Origin of the sequence: Ornithinibacillus xuwenensis (genome assembly GCF_039614845.1) — a bacterium.
Taxonomy (GTDB): Bacteria; Bacillota; Bacilli; order Bacillales; family Amphibacillaceae; genus Ornithinibacillus; species Ornithinibacillus xuwenensis.
The window spans coordinates 587,122-602,929 of the sequence record NZ_JBDIML010000002.1; the positions used below are offsets into that span (position 1 = coordinate 587,122).

Annotated in this window: 20 protein-coding genes; 18 read left to right on the plus strand and 2 right to left on the minus strand. The window is 37.0% G+C overall.

Annotation, left to right across the window (positions count from 1 at the left end):
* Positions 1 to 11 precede the first annotated feature (11 nt).
* The 13 genes from rho (at position 12) to ABC228_RS08770 (ending at position 9,950) form a co-directional block, all read left to right on the plus strand.
* Positions 12 to 1,292, plus strand: coding sequence for a transcription termination factor Rho (rho, locus tag ABC228_RS08710; protein WP_345824728.1), 1,281 nt, complete (start codon positions 12 to 14; stop codon positions 1,290 to 1,292).
* 169 nt (positions 1,293 to 1,461) lie between these two features.
* Positions 1,462 to 1,707: a type B 50S ribosomal protein L31 gene (locus tag ABC228_RS08715; protein WP_345824729.1), complete on the plus strand. Its 246-nt coding sequence runs from the start codon at positions 1,462 to 1,464 to the stop codon at positions 1,705 to 1,707.
* 181 nt (positions 1,708 to 1,888) lie between these two features.
* On the plus strand, positions 1,889 to 2,509 hold the full coding sequence (locus tag ABC228_RS08720) for a thymidine kinase (RefSeq protein WP_345824730.1): 621 nt from the start codon (positions 1,889 to 1,891) through the stop codon (positions 2,507 to 2,509).
* A gap of 306 nt (positions 2,510 to 2,815) precedes the next feature.
* A complete protein-coding gene (locus tag ABC228_RS08725) occupies positions 2,816 to 3,769 on the plus strand; it encodes an NERD domain-containing protein (RefSeq protein WP_345824731.1) in 954 nt (317 codons plus the stop codon).
* Between the two features lie 295 nt (positions 3,770 to 4,064).
* Entirely contained in the window at positions 4,065 to 5,135 is a 1,071-nt protein-coding gene (gene prfA, locus ABC228_RS08730; protein ID WP_345824732.1) for a peptide chain release factor 1, read from the plus strand.
* Between the two features lies 1 nt (position 5,136).
* Positions 5,137 to 5,994, plus strand: coding sequence for a peptide chain release factor N(5)-glutamine methyltransferase (gene prmC / locus ABC228_RS08735; protein ID WP_345824733.1), 858 nt, complete (start codon positions 5,137 to 5,139; stop codon positions 5,992 to 5,994).
* A 191-nt stretch (positions 5,995 to 6,185) separates the two neighbouring features.
* Positions 6,186 to 6,407 carry a hypothetical protein gene (locus ABC228_RS08740; RefSeq protein ID WP_345824734.1) on the plus strand — a complete coding sequence of 74 codons (222 nt, stop codon included), beginning with the start codon at positions 6,186 to 6,188 and terminating at the stop codon, positions 6,405 to 6,407.
* Positions 6,408 to 6,485: 78 nt separating this feature from the next.
* Positions 6,486 to 6,674 (plus strand): DUF4177 domain-containing protein, encoded by a 189-nt coding sequence (locus ABC228_RS08745; protein ID WP_345824735.1) that lies wholly within the window; start codon positions 6,486 to 6,488, stop codon positions 6,672 to 6,674.
* A gap of 27 nt (positions 6,675 to 6,701) precedes the next feature.
* On the plus strand, positions 6,702 to 6,896 hold the full coding sequence (locus tag ABC228_RS08750) for a hypothetical protein (RefSeq protein ID WP_345824736.1): 195 nt from the start codon (positions 6,702 to 6,704) through the stop codon (positions 6,894 to 6,896).
* Positions 6,897 to 6,961: 65 nt separating this feature from the next.
* On the plus strand, positions 6,962 to 7,261 hold the full coding sequence (locus ABC228_RS08755) for a hypothetical protein (RefSeq protein WP_345824737.1): 300 nt from the start codon (positions 6,962 to 6,964) through the stop codon (positions 7,259 to 7,261).
* A 301-nt stretch (positions 7,262 to 7,562) separates the two neighbouring features.
* On the plus strand, positions 7,563 to 8,171 hold the full coding sequence (gene spoIIR, locus ABC228_RS08760; protein WP_345824738.1) for a stage II sporulation protein R: 609 nt from the start codon (positions 7,563 to 7,565) through the stop codon (positions 8,169 to 8,171).
* Between the two features lie 118 nt (positions 8,172 to 8,289).
* On the plus strand, positions 8,290 to 8,691 hold the full coding sequence (locus ABC228_RS08765) for a GNAT family N-acetyltransferase (protein ID WP_345824739.1): 402 nt from the start codon (positions 8,290 to 8,292) through the stop codon (positions 8,689 to 8,691).
* A gap of 224 nt (positions 8,692 to 8,915) precedes the next feature.
* Positions 8,916 to 9,950 carry an L-threonylcarbamoyladenylate synthase gene (locus ABC228_RS08770; RefSeq protein WP_345824740.1) on the plus strand — a complete coding sequence of 345 codons (1,035 nt, stop codon included), beginning with the start codon at positions 8,916 to 8,918 and terminating at the stop codon, positions 9,948 to 9,950.
* 72 nt (positions 9,951 to 10,022) lie between these two features.
* Here the strand turns inward: ABC228_RS08770 and hmpA are convergent, their stop codons facing one another.
* A complete protein-coding gene (hmpA, locus tag ABC228_RS08775) occupies positions 10,023 to 11,249 on the minus strand; it encodes an NO-inducible flavohemoprotein (RefSeq protein ID WP_345824741.1) in 1,227 nt (408 codons plus the stop codon).
* Positions 11,250 to 11,389: 140 nt separating this feature from the next.
* On the opposite strand from hmpA, the gene ABC228_RS08780 reads away from it, so the two are divergent.
* Positions 11,390 to 11,830 (plus strand): RrF2 family transcriptional regulator, encoded by a 441-nt coding sequence (locus ABC228_RS08780; RefSeq protein ID WP_345824742.1) that lies wholly within the window; start codon positions 11,390 to 11,392, stop codon positions 11,828 to 11,830.
* Positions 11,831 to 11,972: 142 nt separating this feature from the next.
* Positions 11,973 to 12,521 carry a manganese efflux pump MntP gene (locus ABC228_RS08785; protein ID WP_345824743.1) on the plus strand — a complete coding sequence of 183 codons (549 nt, stop codon included), beginning with the start codon at positions 11,973 to 11,975 and terminating at the stop codon, positions 12,519 to 12,521.
* A gap of 64 nt (positions 12,522 to 12,585) precedes the next feature.
* On the opposite strand, the gene ABC228_RS08790 is transcribed toward ABC228_RS08785, so the two are convergent.
* Positions 12,586 to 12,783 carry a DUF2187 family protein gene (locus ABC228_RS08790; RefSeq protein ID WP_345824744.1) on the minus strand — a complete coding sequence of 66 codons (198 nt, stop codon included), beginning with the start codon at positions 12,781 to 12,783 and terminating at the stop codon, positions 12,586 to 12,588.
* A 403-nt stretch (positions 12,784 to 13,186) separates the two neighbouring features.
* On the opposite strand from ABC228_RS08790, the gene ABC228_RS08795 reads away from it, so the two are divergent.
* The 3 genes from ABC228_RS08795 to rpiB are packed head-to-tail and all read left to right on the plus strand — an operon-like array spanning position 13,187 to position 15,601.
* Positions 13,187 to 13,789: a low molecular weight protein arginine phosphatase gene (locus tag ABC228_RS08795; protein ID WP_345824745.1), complete on the plus strand. Its 603-nt coding sequence runs from the start codon at positions 13,187 to 13,189 to the stop codon at positions 13,787 to 13,789.
* Positions 13,790 to 13,810: 21 nt separating this feature from the next.
* Positions 13,811 to 15,103 carry a methyl-accepting chemotaxis protein gene (locus ABC228_RS08800; protein WP_345824746.1) on the plus strand — a complete coding sequence of 431 codons (1,293 nt, stop codon included), beginning with the start codon at positions 13,811 to 13,813 and terminating at the stop codon, positions 15,101 to 15,103.
* A 42-nt stretch (positions 15,104 to 15,145) separates the two neighbouring features.
* Entirely contained in the window at positions 15,146 to 15,601 is a 456-nt protein-coding gene (rpiB, locus tag ABC228_RS08805; protein ID WP_345824747.1) for a ribose 5-phosphate isomerase B, read from the plus strand.
* The last annotated feature ends 207 nt before the right edge of the window (positions 15,602 to 15,808 follow it).

Below are 15,808 nucleotides of genomic sequence, written 5' to 3' on the forward strand. Positions count from 1 at the left end.
GCGTGGTGAAAATGGCTGAACTAACGTTAAGCAAACTTGAGGAATTAACTTTAAAAGAAATTTATGCGCTAGCAAGAGAATATAAAGTATCGTATTATGCGAAGCTAACCAAAAAAGAACTAATATTTTCAATACTAAAAGCGCAAGCGGAGAAAGATGGCTTCTTATTCATGGATGGTGTTTTAGAAATCATACCATCAGAGGGATTTGGATTTTTAAGACCTATTAATTATTCTGCGAGTGCGGAGGATATTTATATTTCAGCTTCCCAAATACGTAGATTTGATTTGCGAAATGGGGATAAAGTATCCGGTAAGGTTCGTCCTCCAAAAGAAAATGAACGCTATTATGGGCTACTTCATGTAGATGCTGTTAATGGTGAAGATCCTGATTCATCAAAAGAGCGAGTGCACTTTCCTGCATTAACGGCTTTATATCCGGATCGCATCATGAAGCTAGAAACCAAGTCGAACAAGCTATCTACAAGAATTATGGATTTTATGGCTCCAGTTGGTTTTGGACAGCGTGGATTAATTGTAGCACCACCAAAGGCTGGTAAAACAATGCTTTTAAAGGAGATTGCGAATAGTATTTCCATCAATCATCCCGAAGCAAAGTTAATTATTTTGTTAGTAGATGAGCGTCCAGAAGAAGTAACCGATATCGAACGTTCTGTCCATCCAGATGTTGATGTCGTAAGCTCAACATTTGATGAGGTTCCAGAGAATCACATCAAAGTGTCTGAACTAGTTCTAGAGCGTGCTATGCGTCTTGTAGAGCATAAGCGAGATGTAATCGTGTTAATGGACAGTATCACAAGGCTGGCACGAGCATATAACTTGGTTATCCCACCTAGTGGTCGTACATTATCTGGTGGTATTGATCCTGCCGCATTCCACCGTCCAAAACGCTTTTTCGGTGCAGCAAGAAATATTGAAGAAGGCGGTAGCTTTACAATCCTTGCGACAGCACTAGTTGATACTGGTTCACGTATGGATGATGTTATTTATGAGGAATTTAAAGGTACCGGTAATATGGAATTACATTTAGACCGAAATCTTGCAAACCGTAGAATATTCCCTGCGATTGATATTTTACGTTCCGGAACTCGTAAAGAAGAGCTACTCGTTGATAAAGGACAATTAGATAAGATGTGGGCAATTCGTAAAACGATGCAGGATACACCTGATTTCCTTGAGCGCTTTTTAAGAAGACTGAAGGCATCTGAAAATAATGAGGAATTTTTACAAAAGATGGAAGAGGAAATGAATCGTAAACGTACAAATAGATAGTTATACTAGCTACAAGAAATAAATTCTCTATATTTAACGGAATAGCTATTGCAAACAGAAGCACACACTGTTATAATTTTTTAGTGAGTTTAGAAAAGGTAACATACCTATGACGGCTCTTAAAATAACTCTGTTTCCAAAGGATTCAGGGCAGAAGGAGTGGAAAGATATGAAAAAGGACATTCATCCAGATTACAAGAAAGTTGTATTCTTAGATACAAGCTCTGACTTTAAATTCTTAAGCGGATCAACAAAGAGCTCAGAAGAAACAATCGAATGGGAAGATGGTAACACATACCCACTAATTCGTGTTGAGATCAGCTCAGAATCACATCCTTTCTACACTGGTAAACAAAAAGCTGACACTGTTGGTGGACGTGTAGATCGCTTCAAGAAGAAATATAATATGAAATAAGTTGGCATGTTGTTGCTATTTCGCAACCTAGCCAGATGATACGTATAGGGTGAGTTTACTCATGCCGATAGGAAACAGGCAAATTGTCTAATACTTTGCCTGTTTTTTATTTAAAAAAATTCGAACTTATACCATTATTTTTCACATAAAACATAGTAGAAATGAAGGGAGATCCCGATACATGTATGTTATGAATCAAAGTGGCTGGCTAGAGGTTATCTGTGGCAGCATGTTTTCTGGTAAATCCGAGGAACTAATTAGAAGAGTACGCAGAGCAACCTATGCAAACCAAACTATCAGAGTATTCAAGCCTGCTATTGACAATCGCTATGACGATGAATCTGTTGTATCCCATAATGGAAATTCCATCATGGCGCGTCCTATTGATAGCTCCGCGGATATTTTAGAAAATGTTGATGAAAATGTCGATATCGTCGGAATTGACGAGGCCCAATTCTTCGATGAAGATATCGTCTATGTAGCTGAGAAATTAGCAGATAAAGGTATCCGTGTAATTGCAGCCGGACTGGATCTCGATTTCCGTGGCGAACCATTCGGCCCGATGCCAGAACTAATGGCCCTAGCAGAATCTGTTACAAAACTAAATGCAATCTGTCCAATCTGCGGATCTCCCGCAAGTCGTACACAACGCTTGATTAATGGACAACCTGCATCCTATAACGACCCAATTATTCTAGTTGGTGCATCTGAATCCTATGAACCAAGATGCCGCCACCACCATGACGTCCCAAACCGCCCAACAAGCACTAGCATGCGCAAGCTGATGAACGTCGCAGATTAATACGCCCGAGAGAGGGCGTTTTTTTGTTTGTTGAAATAGGCGATTCGCTGATAAATTGTTTTATTCGCTGATATAAACTGCAATTCGCTGATAAATATAAATGAACGCTGATAAAAATATAAATTCGCTGATAAATGAAATGAAACCGCTGATAAATGAATTAGATTGTTGCTATTGATTATCCATCCATCTGTCCAAAATTATATTTTCAGATAAAAAATAAACTTAATATGCAATTTTTACAGTAATAGAGGATTATTAGCACTGGATAAAGAAGTTTATTAATGGAGGAGAGGTGATAAATAAGTGATTACAAAACAACGAGGTGAATTAGTCGAATTACTACAGCTACACGCATTATTAAATAGGTTGCCTGACACACACCCTAAAAAAGGCGAAGTATTAATTGAATACAAAAAAAGAAGAAGGCAATCTAGAGGTGAAAAGGAAATCGAATTTCCTCTAAGTTTTTTAGATGAGAACCAATACTTGATTTTACATGATTTAAGACTTAAGGATGAACAAGGTTTTTTCCAAATTGACACGCTAATAATATCTGAGAAATTCTGCTTAATATTAGAAATTAAAAATTGGTACGGTTCAATTTTATTTGGAGAAAATGGACAAGTAATCCGAATTGGTGATGATGGACGTGAAGAAGGGTTTCCGAATCCATTGCCTCAGGCAAAACTCCAGCAGTATAGGCTGAAAAGATGGTTAAATAAAAGCGGAATTATGAATACTCCTCTAGATTTTTTTATAGTAATTAGTTTTCCAACTACGATACTAAAAGCTATTCCACCATATTCCATCCCTGAAAAAGTTATTCACAATAATCAATTATTCCCGATAATTCAAGAGCTCGATAAACATTATACTAATTCGATTTTTAGTCAACAAGAACTAAGTAATATATCGAGAAAGTTAATAGAGTCACATCAGCAATATGAGAAGAGTGTATTAGAAAAATACAATGTCTTAAAGTGTGATATATTGAAAGGCGTTATTTGTCCAGGGTGTGGTGAATTACCTATGATTAGGCACAAACAAAAATGGCAATGCCCACATTGTAAACATACTTCTATTGATGCACACGAAGCAGCATTGCTTGATTATAAATATTTGATTAACCACTCGATAACGAATCAGGATGCTAGGAGCTTTCTTTATATTACTTCTTCACACGTAACCAAAAGGATACTGCAGATGAGTGGTTATAAACAAATGGGCCGAAATAAAGGGAGCATCTATATGCTTTAAATGGTTGATTCGCTGATATAAATAAGAGAACCGCTGATAAATTGTTTTATACGCTGATATAATAAGAAAACCGCTGATATATATGAATATTCGCTGATATATGGCGTAACACCGCTGATATATGGCGTAACTTCCGCTGATAAAAAAGTTTCCTTCTGTTTAGACATCCTCAGCTATTTACTCCACGATAAAGGTTAGCCCACTCCCCAGCGCCAACCCACTCACCAAAAGAATTTTGACCTCTACCCCCGAGTATACTATAATTATACTGTTAATCGACAGAGAGGTGACCGTGATGATAGATCGTTTGCAATCATTGGAAGATCGTTATAATAAATTGAATGAATTACTAAGTGATCCGGAAGTAATTAGTGATACGAATAAATTGCGTGAGTATTCTAAGGAACAGGCAGGGCTTGAAGACGTTGTCCAGGCATATCGTGAGTATAAAGATGTAACAGAACAGCTGAAAGATGCGAAGGAAATGCTGGAGGACGATCTTGATCAAGAAATGCATGATATGGTGAAGTCCGAAATCTCAGAACTGAGCGCATCGAAAGCGGAATTGGAAGAACGAATGAAAATTCTTCTTTTACCGAAGGATCCGAATGATGATAAGGATGTTTTCGTGGAGGTTCGTGGTGCTGCTGGTGGAGATGAGGCAGCTTTATTTGCTGGCGACTTATATCGTATGTATTCTCGATATGTGGAAAGTCAGGGCTGGAAGACAGAAGTGATGGAAGCACATACGACTGGTGTTGGTGGATATAAGGAGATCATTTTCATGGTTAAAGGAAATGGCGCATATTCCAAGCTAAAGTATGAAAATGGAGCCCATCGTGTGCAACGTGTCCCTGAGACAGAATCAGGTGGTCGTATCCATACATCAACTGCAACTGTTGCGGTTCTACCGGAAGCAGAAGAGGTTGAGGTTGAAATCCATGAAAAAGATATACGCGTGGATACATTTGCATCAAGTGGCCCTGGAGGACAGAGTGTTAATACGACAATGTCTGCTGTTCGTTTGACCCACATGCCAACTGGTATCGTGGTGTCCATGCAGGATGAAAAGTCACAAATTAAGAATAAAGAAAAAGCGATGAAAATTCTTCGTGCACGGGTATATGATAAATTCCAGCAGGAAGCACAGGCTGAATATGATGAAACACGTAAATCAGCAGTTGGAACAGGGGATCGTTCTGAACGTATTCGTACCTATAACTTCCCACAAAATCGTGTAACAGACCATCGTATAGGTCTAACAATTCAGAAGCTTGACCAGATATTAGAAGGAAAGCTTAATGAGGTTATCGATGCATTAGTGATGGAAGAACAAGCGAAAAAACTGGAACAAATTGGTGAGTAATATGACACAAAAACAATACGAAGTCCTTCAGTGGGCTTCTCTTTTTTTAGAAAAAAATAATCGTGAAGTAAGAGTTGCAGAGCTCTTACTTCAATATCATCTAAATGTATCAAGGACCGATTTCTTTGCACAGATGCGCGAGGGTATTCCAGCAAGCATCGTGGAAAAATTTCGTGCTGATATCGAAAAGCATGTGAAGACAGGTATACCGATTCAACATTTAATGGGATATGAACTATTCTATGGTAGGAAGTTTCAAGTTAATGAGCATGTATTAATTCCACGTCCTGAAACGGAAGAGTTAGTGCTTCATGTGATAAATCAAATAGAGAAGAACAGTCCAGTAACCATAGTGGATATTGGTACAGGAAGCGGGATTATTGCGATAACATTAGCACTAGAAATCCCAAATGCAACTGTATATGCAATTGATATTTCGGAAAAAGCATTAGAGGTTGCAAAGCGCAATGCTGAAGCACTACATGCGAATGTGAATTTTCTCGAAGGAGATTTTCTTCAGCCTTTTGTAGAAAGGAATCTAAAAGCTGATATCGCAGTTTCCAATCCACCTTATATCGCAGAAGAAGAGCAAAAAACCCTCGCAGATACAGTCGTAAACTATGATCCCGAGCTAGCACTATTTGCTGAGGATAACGGTTTAGCTGCTTATAAAAAAATCGTTGCTCAAAGCCTTGGAGCTATCCGTATAGGAGGTCATATGGCATTTGAAATTGGTCATTTGCAAGGGCATGCAGTATCCGAATTGATCAGGGGAATTTATCCAAGTAGTAACGTAACGGTTATAAAAGATATCAATGGAAAAGATCGAATTGTTTCTGCCTCTAATTTAACAACTTAATATGCGATCTAACTATATTTCTAATAAGCACAGACTTGGTGCCACATCACAAGAGCTTAAATTCTATCCTTTGGGATGTGATACCAAATCGCTGTGCTTTTTGTTTTCCTCAATTTTATTACCCATCAGGATATGTTAACATTTATCTATAAGGATTGAATTTATTGTTAGTGTAATCTAGGGGGGATTCCATGTATTTGCTTATAGCAATCATTTTGAGCTTGGTATTAGGATATTTGTTATCCTGGTTTGGACCATTTATAGGTGCCCTTCTCGCTTTTGGAATAATTGTGGGCTGCTTGTTTCGAGGCCTATACTTACTTAATGATATACATAAAAGACTTTCCAAAGCATTGCCTAAGGAAGATAAAGTTCAAATGGCATATAAACAGTATTTAGATGAAAGACAGTAATACTTGGCTTAAATGGCATTGAAACCTATTAGCATGAAGATACGTAATGAAATTATCACGATATTGGAGGTTATTAGAGTGTATGAACATAAATTTGTTAAAATCAATTTATCATCATTTAAATTAAACCCAGAAGAAGATTATCATGAAGTGATAATTGAGCATGAAAGAGAAGGATGGGAGTTAGTGCAAATCTTTGCACCAGGATTAAAAGGCTATGGGACACCTTCTTTCTTTGAGTTAATCTTTAAACGAAAGAAGGAATAAGAATAATCATGTAAGGATAGGTGCTTTATGGGCAAAAAAACAAGAGCAATTATTGCGTTAATCGGTTCAGTTATGATCTGTCTTTTTGGCTTATACAGGCTATTATTCGAATTGCCATCTGCCGCTGTACTAGTAATGGTGCCAATTGTATTTGTCTTAACGGGAGGAATTGGGATAGTTGGAAATAACGTGTTGCTGAAGAAATTATATCGTAGTCACTAATTGAAGATGGTAGCTTCATTTGTAAAGGCATATTCAGTTTCATTAAATTATATAGGAGAATAATAATGAGAATTCTATTAGAATTACTTCGCATTATTTTTATATTTGCAATTCTAGGAAGCTTAGGTGGGGCAATTATTCAAAACCTCTATACAATTAATCAAACAACACAGTCCTATGCTTGGTTAGGGGCTCTGGCAATTTTAGTATTACTTTTTGTTCTATACCGTAATAAACTTCAGTTCTCTGGATGGTACAAGGGTACAGGCTGTGTAAAGCTGCCAAAGTCAGTAACAAAGACATTAATTAGTGTCTCAATATTATTAATTATTTCGCCGTTCTTTATGGGGCTTGTTCTTGGCTAACAAAATATGTGCTAGTTCTATTCTGTGATATAGAGCTAGTGCATTTTTTTGTTTTAAGCTCTCCATTCCAGATCAATAGATGGTTATTAGTACAGTAATGTGCAAATAAAAAAGACTTAGTAACTATTAAGAAAATATTTTTAACCTAAGGGAAACGATTCGCATAGAAACTATAGCTTTTTCAAGGCAAATAGTAGCTACGCTTGATTACTAGAATTGCAAAAAAATAATAGTTTACTAGTTTAAATAAATTGTTCCCTGTCCATACTGTGAGTAAATCAAAGAACGGGGGGCAGGATCGATGAAGAAACTAGTTTTTATAGTAATTATCATGATAATAATGATTGCATTATCTTTGCCAACTAAAGGACAAGGAAATGAAAATAATACGGATGATTATGAAGTAATTCCGGATGATGCTATTCGTCTTCGAATTCTTGCAAATAGTGATAGTGAGGAAGACCAACGAATCAAAAAATTAGTGCGAGATAAGGTTAATGAAGCTATAACAGAGTGGGTAGCTGAAATTACGGATATTAATAAGGCTCGCGAATTATTAGAGAGTAGAGTTCCTGAAATTAATAGCATTGTGAAACAGACCTTACAGGATGCTGGTGAAGATAGAGATTTCGATGTGGAATACAACGATAGTGTAAGTTTTCCAACGAAGATTTATGGATCGTATTTATATCCAGCAGGAGAGTATGAGGCCATTTTAATAACCATTGGTGAAGGGAATGGTTCTAATTGGTGGTGTGTATTATTCCCGCCACTTTGCTTCTTGGATTTTGCAAACGGTATAAGTGTTGCTGAAGCCAGTCCTGGCGGTTTTGAGGATGAAGTAGAAAAAGAAGAATCAGAAGGACTTCAGATAAAATTTTTCCTATTTGAATGGTTAGGATTGTCATAGATTTCCTAAACCTGCATAAAATGATAGAAAAGCGAGAGTAACACAAACTTTGCATCGTTAATGTTGAATCCATATTTAGCTGTCGTTTTCTATCAATAATAATAGAGGTGGGGAAAAAATGAAACTAACTGTAGCAAGTCAAATGCCAATTGAGAAGGTAGAAGAATTTCTACGAACAACAGAACACATTAATAAAGATAGCCTCTTAAAAGATGGCTACGTAGTAGAGGTAAATGAACAAATTAAGGGATGCTTTGTCCTATCCACATTAGAAGATGGCTCCTATTGGTTAAAGCAGCTTTATATAGCAAAAGAAGCAGCCCAAAATCTTCCGGTATTACTGGAAACCATTATTGTCATGGTAAAAGGTATGGAAGCAAAAAAGCTTTATGTACATAGTCATCAACCGGTTGTGGATATTTTATTAGATGCTTTGCAATTCCATCCACAGAAAGAAGCAATTACAGTGAATAACTTTAGTCGAAAAGAAGGAAATTGGTGGGCATATGATGTTTCGTAAATAGTTATTCTAGTAATACACAGAATTGGCAATGCAACTTGTGGATAAGTTGTATATAATTAAATTTCCTGTGCATAACAAGTGGATAACCTCCTAAATAAATGGTTTTTATTAAAAATCTGTGGATAATTCTGCAGATTTTTTTATTTTGTTTGTGGATAACTAAATATTTTGCGTATGCGATATCTATCAGATAAAATGAGTGAAGAAAAGAGGGAGTTTTCATGACTGAAACCAAACGATGGAAATTGGAGAAGAACGGAAAATTAAATGAGGCAATGTTACTTGAGGCAGCAGAAATATTAAAAGCTGGTGGGACAGTTGCTTTTCCTACAGAGACAGTGTATGGATTAGGAGCAGATGCTACGAATAAAAATGCCGTAGCCGAAATCTTCCATGCAAAGGGTCGTCCACAGGATAATCCACTCATTGCACATGTTGCGACAAAGGAACAGCTATTAGATTTAGTAGAGGATGTTCCAGATTATGTGTATAAGTTAATTGATACATTCTCACCAGGACCGATTACATATGTTCTAACTAGTAATGGAAGCTGTGCCGAAAACGTTACAGCGGGTTTATCGACAGTGGGTGTGAGAATTCCTAGTCATCCAGTTGCAATCGCCCTATTGAAAACCTGTAATATTCCAGTCGCTGCACCAAGCGCAAATTTATCAGGAAAACCAAGTCCAACAACAGCAAATCATGTTTGGGAAGATCTTAAAGGAAGAATCGCTGGTCTAGTAGATGGTGGACCAACAGGTGTAGGTGTGGAATCTACAGTTATTGACTGTACACAAGCTATTCCAGTCATTCTTAGACCAGGAGGAATTTCTAGAGAAGAGCTAGAGGAAGTTGTTGGGAAGGTAATAGTAGACCCAGCACTGGCGAGCACAGATTCCACAGATAAACCGAAAGCTCCTGGGATGAAATACACACATTATGCACCTGAAGTTCCAATGTGGTTATTGGAAGGTGGCTCTGAAAAAGTACAACAAGTCGTCGAACAATTGGCAACAAAAGGGGAGCGAGTTGGTGTTCTAGCAAGTAGGGATACAATAGAGAAAATTGAAGGTGCGGAAAAAATTTCCCTAGGCGAGTCTCTGGAGGATATCGCGGCTAATCTTTATGAAGGGCTACGTAGGTTTAAACAAGGTGAAGTAGATATTATACTATGTGAAACGTATCCTGAAATTGGAATTGGACAGGCGATTATGAATCGTTTACAGAAGGCTGCGACTAAGTATATAAAGGAATAGCTTGATCTCTAGTAATATAAAAAGCTGTTTTTAAAGGATAATCTATATCCCTTAAAAGACAGCTTTTTCCTGTTAGTTTGTAATATCTTCAGATGGACCAAAGATCTCGTAATGGATGTCTTCTTCTTTTACTCCTATTTGGTTCAATATTTGATAGGTGGCACGCATAAATCCTTTTGGTCCACAGAAATAGAACGCTGCATCATTTGTAGGAAGAATGGCGTTAAGCCAATCAGAATTGATATATCCTGCTCGGTCATAGACATCTCCTTCTATAGGTTTATCATATAGCGTGAAACTTTTCACTTGTTGATGCTGTTCTGAAATTTCTAGAATACGATCCTTCATAGCGTGATAGGTACTTGATTGTGCGGCATGAATGTAGAACACTTCTCGTTTTGGATTATTCTTAATCGTTGTTTCAAGCATGCTCACCATTGGTGTTAATCCAACACCACCACTAATTAAAACCAGTGGTCTAGGATCATCTTCATCTAGTACAAAGTCCCCTGCAGGCGCGCTAATCGGTAGGATAGATCCTACTTGAACACTGTTGTGTAAGTAGTTCGATACAATACCGTCAGGGTAATCTCCCAGTGCCTCTTCTCGTTTTACACTAATACGGTAATAGCTTTCACCTGGTGCACAGGACAAGCTATATTGCCGCAAATGCTCATATGGTTGATCTTCCATTACGGCCTTCACTGTAATATACTGTCCAGCTTTAAATGTTGGAAAGACTTCTCCATCCACTGGTTCTAAATAAAAGGATGTTATAACATCACTTTCTTGAACTTTCTTCACAACTTTAAATTCTCGGTAATCAATCCAACCACCTGTTGTATGTTTTACTTCTTCATACATTTCTCTTTCAACCGAAATAAAGGCATCAGCGATAACACCGTATGCTTTTTCCCAAGCAGAAATGATTTCATCGGTTGCTGCATCGCCTAAAACATCCTTAATAGCAAGAAGTAGATTCTCACCAACTATAGGATAATGCTCAGGCTTAATATTTAAGCTTCTATGTTTTTCAGCTATTTGCTTTACTACTGGTAAAATAGCTTCTAGATTATCGATGTATTGTGCAGCAGCATAAACTGTGTTTGCTAGTGCCTTTGGTTGGTCACCTTTCCGCTGATTCGTTTGATTAAAGATATTCTTTAGTTCTGGATGGTTTTCAAACATCATTTGGTAGAAGTGTTTCGTAATAATTACACCATGCTCTTTTAATACCGGAACGGTTGATTTAATAATACGAATGGTATCTTGATCTAATTTTACTGTTGAGGTTGCCATAAACATGCACTCCCTTTTTAAATTAAAAGATGTATTTAAAATACATGTTTATTGTATACTTTAAATTAGTTGATCAACAACCAGGCAAACGAAGATTTGTGTTACAATATTGTGAAGCAATACACAAGGAGAATGGATGCATGCAACTTAAAAAATATACCGATTATAGCCTTAGAGTATTGATTTTTGTGGGATTAAAGTCAAAAGATGACTTGGCAAGTATAAAGGAAATATCAGATGTCTATAACATTTCTCACAATCATTTAGGAAAAATCGTTCATAGCTTGGCAAAGCTTGAACTAATTGAAAGTATTCGTGGCCGAAATGGTGGGATTCGATTAGCGAAGGAAGCGGATCAAATTAATATTGGTAAATTAATTAGAGTACTAGAAAGTGATTTTACCTTACTAGAATGCTTTGATAAGGGAACGAATCATTGTGTTATTTCTCCTGGATGTACATTAAAGCACGTTCTAAATAAAGCATTACATGCGTTTTACCGGGTTTTAGATGACGTCACATTAAAGGATTTAATTGAAAATGAAGAAGAATTACTGGGTTTAATGAGCCTAAATAAATAATGGTGTAAAGTGGCTACATCCTAGCAACGGAAATACTATCATATTGCTTATTCACATCACATCGTTAAAACATACCCATTCACTATCATAAACCTCCTAGGACAAGCATATAGTTTAGAAGCATGTCCTAGGAGGATGGTTCATGACCCACACATTGACAGAGTTCATATCATTATTATTTATGGCAGTGGCTATAGGAATGGATGCATTTTCGATCAGTCTCGGCATTGGGATGCAGAAAATTAGGCTGAAGCGCATTGCTTTTATTGGAATTGTTATTGGTTTGTTTCATATCATTATGCCATTTCTCGGGATAATTGTTGGCAAATTTATCTCAACTCAGATTGGGGAATTAACAACATTAGCAGGAGGATTACTGCTTTTTGGTATTGGTGCCCACATGTTGTTTTCCGCATTTAATCATGAGGAAGGAAGAGTTGTCCAAACAAATGGCTTTAAACTTATTGTTTTCGCTTTAAGTGTCAGTTTAGATAGCTTTTCTGTTGGTCTTAGTCTTGGACTTTCCGGAGTGAAAACAGCCCTGACATTGATTATGTTTGGAGTCGCTAGTATGGTGCTTACATGGGCGGGGATGATTCTTGGAAGAAAAGTTCATGGCGTATTAGGTGCCTATAGTGAGATATTAGGTGGGAGCATTTTAAGTGTATTTGGGCTTTATATCATATTTTAATCGTCGTAGAATGACCGTCTCCTAATAACAAGGGGACGGTCATTTATGATATGTCGCAAATATATTAAGATATGATCATATATTTTCCGTGTCTAACAACGGTATTCGGCATTTCGTATCCTAAGATGTTAGCGGCATCCTTTGATAATTCAACTAACACACTGTTCTCTCTTACTTGAAATACTTTTCCTTCATACTGATTATTCTTTCTGTCGAAAAGGACCGTGTCCCCTACATTTGCAGTTACTGTTGACTCCTTCATCCCTTGTTCCCCTCCCGAAAGATTTTCGCATTGCAGAATAATGTTGTTAACACAACTTATGATTTAGAAGTGTTTCTAATGATTGATAAGACAAATTATTAATCATTCACCCTCTAAATTTAGTTACAAGGTAACAAATTACGATTACTTGATTAACTATATAGTAATACTTTTGGATTATAATTTCTAGGTTTTTTCGCCATTTTTTGACAATTTACTTATTTTTTCCTGGGTAAAATGAACTATTTGTGAATAATGCAGATTACTGAAGATGATATTTCTTCTTTTTCTGTCATACACAACTTATTCTGTGTTATATTTTAGGTAGAAATGATAATGATTACAAGTATATTGAAAACGGTGTCTTGTTAATGTTGCCTGGATTGAAAATGGAGGTACTTTCATGAAAATTTTATTTGTATGTACAGGGAATACTTGCCGTAGTCCGATGGCTGAAGCTTTATTAAAATTTAAAAAGCCAGATGCAGAAGTAAAATCAGCTGGTATTTTTGCTGCGAAAAATCAACGCGCGTCGAAACATGCACTACATGCGTTAGACATCAAGGGGATACCGTTAAATCATCTATCTAATCCGGTTGAGGAAAAACTCCTTAATTGGGCAGATGTTGTGTTAACGATGACGACTCAGCATAAGCAATCACTAATTATGCAGTTTCCAAATTTTCAAGATAAGTACTATACCCTTAAGGAGTTTGTTTCTGACTCCGATAAAAAGGTATGGGATGAATTAAAGAAGGTTTATGGCGAATACGAAATGAAACGATCGAGTTTTATAAAGGAAAACCAACATAAGCTTGACAACCTATTACTCGAACAAAAGCTAAGAGAGCATTTGCAGCCTGAAGCCGAGAAAATTCAACAGCTAGAAAGTAATCTAATCAATTACGATATCTCGGATCCATTTGGTGGCGACCTTAGCACCTATCAACAGACATTAGATGAATTAGAGGGTTATATCGAGTTATTACTGAAAAAATATAAATAGAAAAAGCTGGGGGACAACAGAATGAGCAAAAAATATCGTTTTGGTCTAAGGTTAAAACTAGTGTTTTTCACCACAATTTTGGCAATCATCACGTACACCACTAGTGCTTTTTTTCTGTATTTTCTTTATGATTATGTTGTGGAATTTTGGCAAGTATCAATGGAGCTTTACACGGTCATTATACTAGCATTAGGTATATTCTGGTCAGGGGTGTTAGCATACTTTGCTGCACGATTTATTACAAGGCCTTTAAACCGTCTTGCAAAAGTTGCTTCAGATGCAGCTGATGGTAATTTGAATCAAGAAATTGCTATTCCAAAGTCTGATGATGAAATCCAGGCTCTTAGTACTTCATTTGATAAGATGCTTAAGAATCTCAGGGAAATGGTACATAATATAGATGTGCATTTTGAGAGCACGAACCAATCTGTGGTTCAATTACGAGTGGCTTCTAGTGAGGTAGCGCAGCATTCTAGCCAAATTAGTGCCTCAATTGATGAGATTTCAAAAGGCGCAGAAAGTTCTTCCTTGGCCATTCAAAATACAGTGGAGTCAGTAGAAGAAGCAACAGTACTGGCAGAAAAAGTACAAGAAAAAGCCGGAGAATCGAAAGAAAAGTCCAATACAATGCTAGAAACATTGAACAGCAGTAAAAAGGTAGTCAATCAATTAGTTGAAGGAATTCAAAAACTAGCGACTGATCAAGAAGTGTCACTAAAGGACGTAGATAATTTAAAGCAAAATGCGTTGCAGGTTGAATCAATTATTACAATGGTTGGTGAGATCGCTGAACAAACAAACCTTCTTGCGCTAAATGCTTCAATTGAAGCAGCTAGAGCTGGTGAGCATGGGAAAGGCTTTGCTGTTGTAGCAGAGGAAATTAGAAAACTAGCAGATCAGAGCGCTCAGGCTGTTCAACGTATCTCAGAGCTTATTGAAGCAATTCAAGAGGACGTCAATTTAGTTGTTAAGAAGATCAATCAAAACGTACAGTATGCACAAAAAGAGGCAGAAAATGGGTCAGTCACAAACGCAGCTATTGAGCAAATGTCTGGATCCATAGAAGATGTTGCAAAAGAGATTGATGGAATCTTAACCTATGTCAATAAGCAATTAGAGTCCATACAAGCAACGGCTTCACAGTCACAAGAGGTTGCGGCAATTGCACAGGAAACTTCAGCTGGAACAGAGGAAGTTAATGCATCTATTCAGGAACAAGCTGCTACAATTGGTAAAGTAGACGATCTCGTTCATGATTTAGAGTCACAGGCAAATGGGTTGAATCAACAAATCCAAAAATTTAAAGTTAATTAGTAGGTTCATAAATAAAACACCAGCGAAAAAGGAGCGAGCAGAATGAAAGTTATTGTTTCAGGCGACCATGCAGGTATGACAATACGTAATGAAGTGAAAAGCTTACTAGAAGAAATGGGTATCGAATATGAAGATACAGGGTGTAGCTGTGAGACTTCCGTAGATTATCCAGATTATGCATTACCTGCTGCAGAACGTGTAGCAAATGGAGAATTTGACCGTGGCATCCTTATATGTGGTACAGGAATTGGAATGTCGATTGCTGCCAATAAAGTAAACGGTATTCGTTGTGCATTAACACATGATGTATATAGTGCTCAATTAACTCGTCAACATAATGATTCAAACATGATTGCGCTAGGTGAGCGGGTTATTGGTCCAGGACTGGCAAGAGAGATTGTAAAAACTTGGCTTAAGACTGATTTTGATGGTGGACGTCATGCGAACCGTCTCGATAAAATAAAAACATATGAGGATAGTAATTCTTCCGTCAAGTGAAATAAAATCACAGCTGTAAACATTTATTGTGAAACCTGAATAAGTTTGGTTTATGTCCAAGCAATGCTTAGATTCAGCGGGGATAGAAAAATTCCTGCTGAATAGTGTTTCACTTTTGAAGAAGGTCGAGGAATCTTTCATCATGAATATTGTTGTGAGATTCTTGTAAGTAGGCCTTGAAATAAATCATTCCAGGTATAAGGTGAT

Excerpts from the sequence above, each read along its gene's own strand:
- ABC228_RS08780 (WP_345824742.1), top strand. The coding sequence starts at position 11,390 with ATGCAACTTAAAAAATATACCGATTATAGCCTTAGAGTATTGATTTTT.
- ABC228_RS08715 (WP_345824729.1), top strand. The coding sequence starts at position 1,462 with ATGAAAAAGGACATTCATCCAGATTACAAGAAAGTTGTATTCTTAGAT.
- ABC228_RS08750 (WP_345824736.1), top strand. The coding sequence starts at position 6,702 with ATGGGCAAAAAAACAAGAGCAATTATTGCGTTAATCGGTTCAGTTATG.
- rho (WP_345824728.1), top strand. The coding sequence starts at position 12 with ATGGCTGAACTAACGTTAAGCAAACTTGAGGAATTAACTTTAAAAGAA.
- ABC228_RS08770 (WP_345824740.1), top strand. The coding sequence starts at position 8,916 with ATGACTGAAACCAAACGATGGAAATTGGAGAAGAACGGAAAATTAAAT.
- ABC228_RS08800 (WP_345824746.1), top strand. The coding sequence starts at position 13,811 with ATGAGCAAAAAATATCGTTTTGGTCTAAGGTTAAAACTAGTGTTTTTC.
- hmpA (WP_345824741.1), bottom strand. The coding sequence starts at position 11,249 with ATGGCAACCTCAACAGTAAAATTAGATCAAGATACCATTCGTATTATT.
- ABC228_RS08740 (WP_345824734.1), top strand. The coding sequence starts at position 6,186 with ATGTATTTGCTTATAGCAATCATTTTGAGCTTGGTATTAGGATATTTG.
- ABC228_RS08755 (WP_345824737.1), top strand. The coding sequence starts at position 6,962 with ATGAGAATTCTATTAGAATTACTTCGCATTATTTTTATATTTGCAATT.
- rpiB (WP_345824747.1), top strand. The coding sequence starts at position 15,146 with ATGAAAGTTATTGTTTCAGGCGACCATGCAGGTATGACAATACGTAAT.
- prfA (WP_345824732.1), top strand. The coding sequence starts at position 4,065 with ATGATAGATCGTTTGCAATCATTGGAAGATCGTTATAATAAATTGAAT.
- ABC228_RS08785 (WP_345824743.1), top strand. The coding sequence starts at position 11,973 with ATGACCCACACATTGACAGAGTTCATATCATTATTATTTATGGCAGTG.
- spoIIR (WP_345824738.1), top strand. The coding sequence starts at position 7,563 with ATGAAGAAACTAGTTTTTATAGTAATTATCATGATAATAATGATTGCA.
- ABC228_RS08720 (WP_345824730.1), top strand. The coding sequence starts at position 1,889 with ATGTATGTTATGAATCAAAGTGGCTGGCTAGAGGTTATCTGTGGCAGC.
- prmC (WP_345824733.1), top strand. The coding sequence starts at position 5,137 with ATGACACAAAAACAATACGAAGTCCTTCAGTGGGCTTCTCTTTTTTTA.
- ABC228_RS08765 (WP_345824739.1), top strand. The coding sequence starts at position 8,290 with ATGAAACTAACTGTAGCAAGTCAAATGCCAATTGAGAAGGTAGAAGAA.
- ABC228_RS08790 (WP_345824744.1), bottom strand. The coding sequence starts at position 12,783 with ATGAAGGAGTCAACAGTAACTGCAAATGTAGGGGACACGGTCCTTTTC.
- ABC228_RS08795 (WP_345824745.1), top strand. The coding sequence starts at position 13,187 with ATGAAAATTTTATTTGTATGTACAGGGAATACTTGCCGTAGTCCGATG.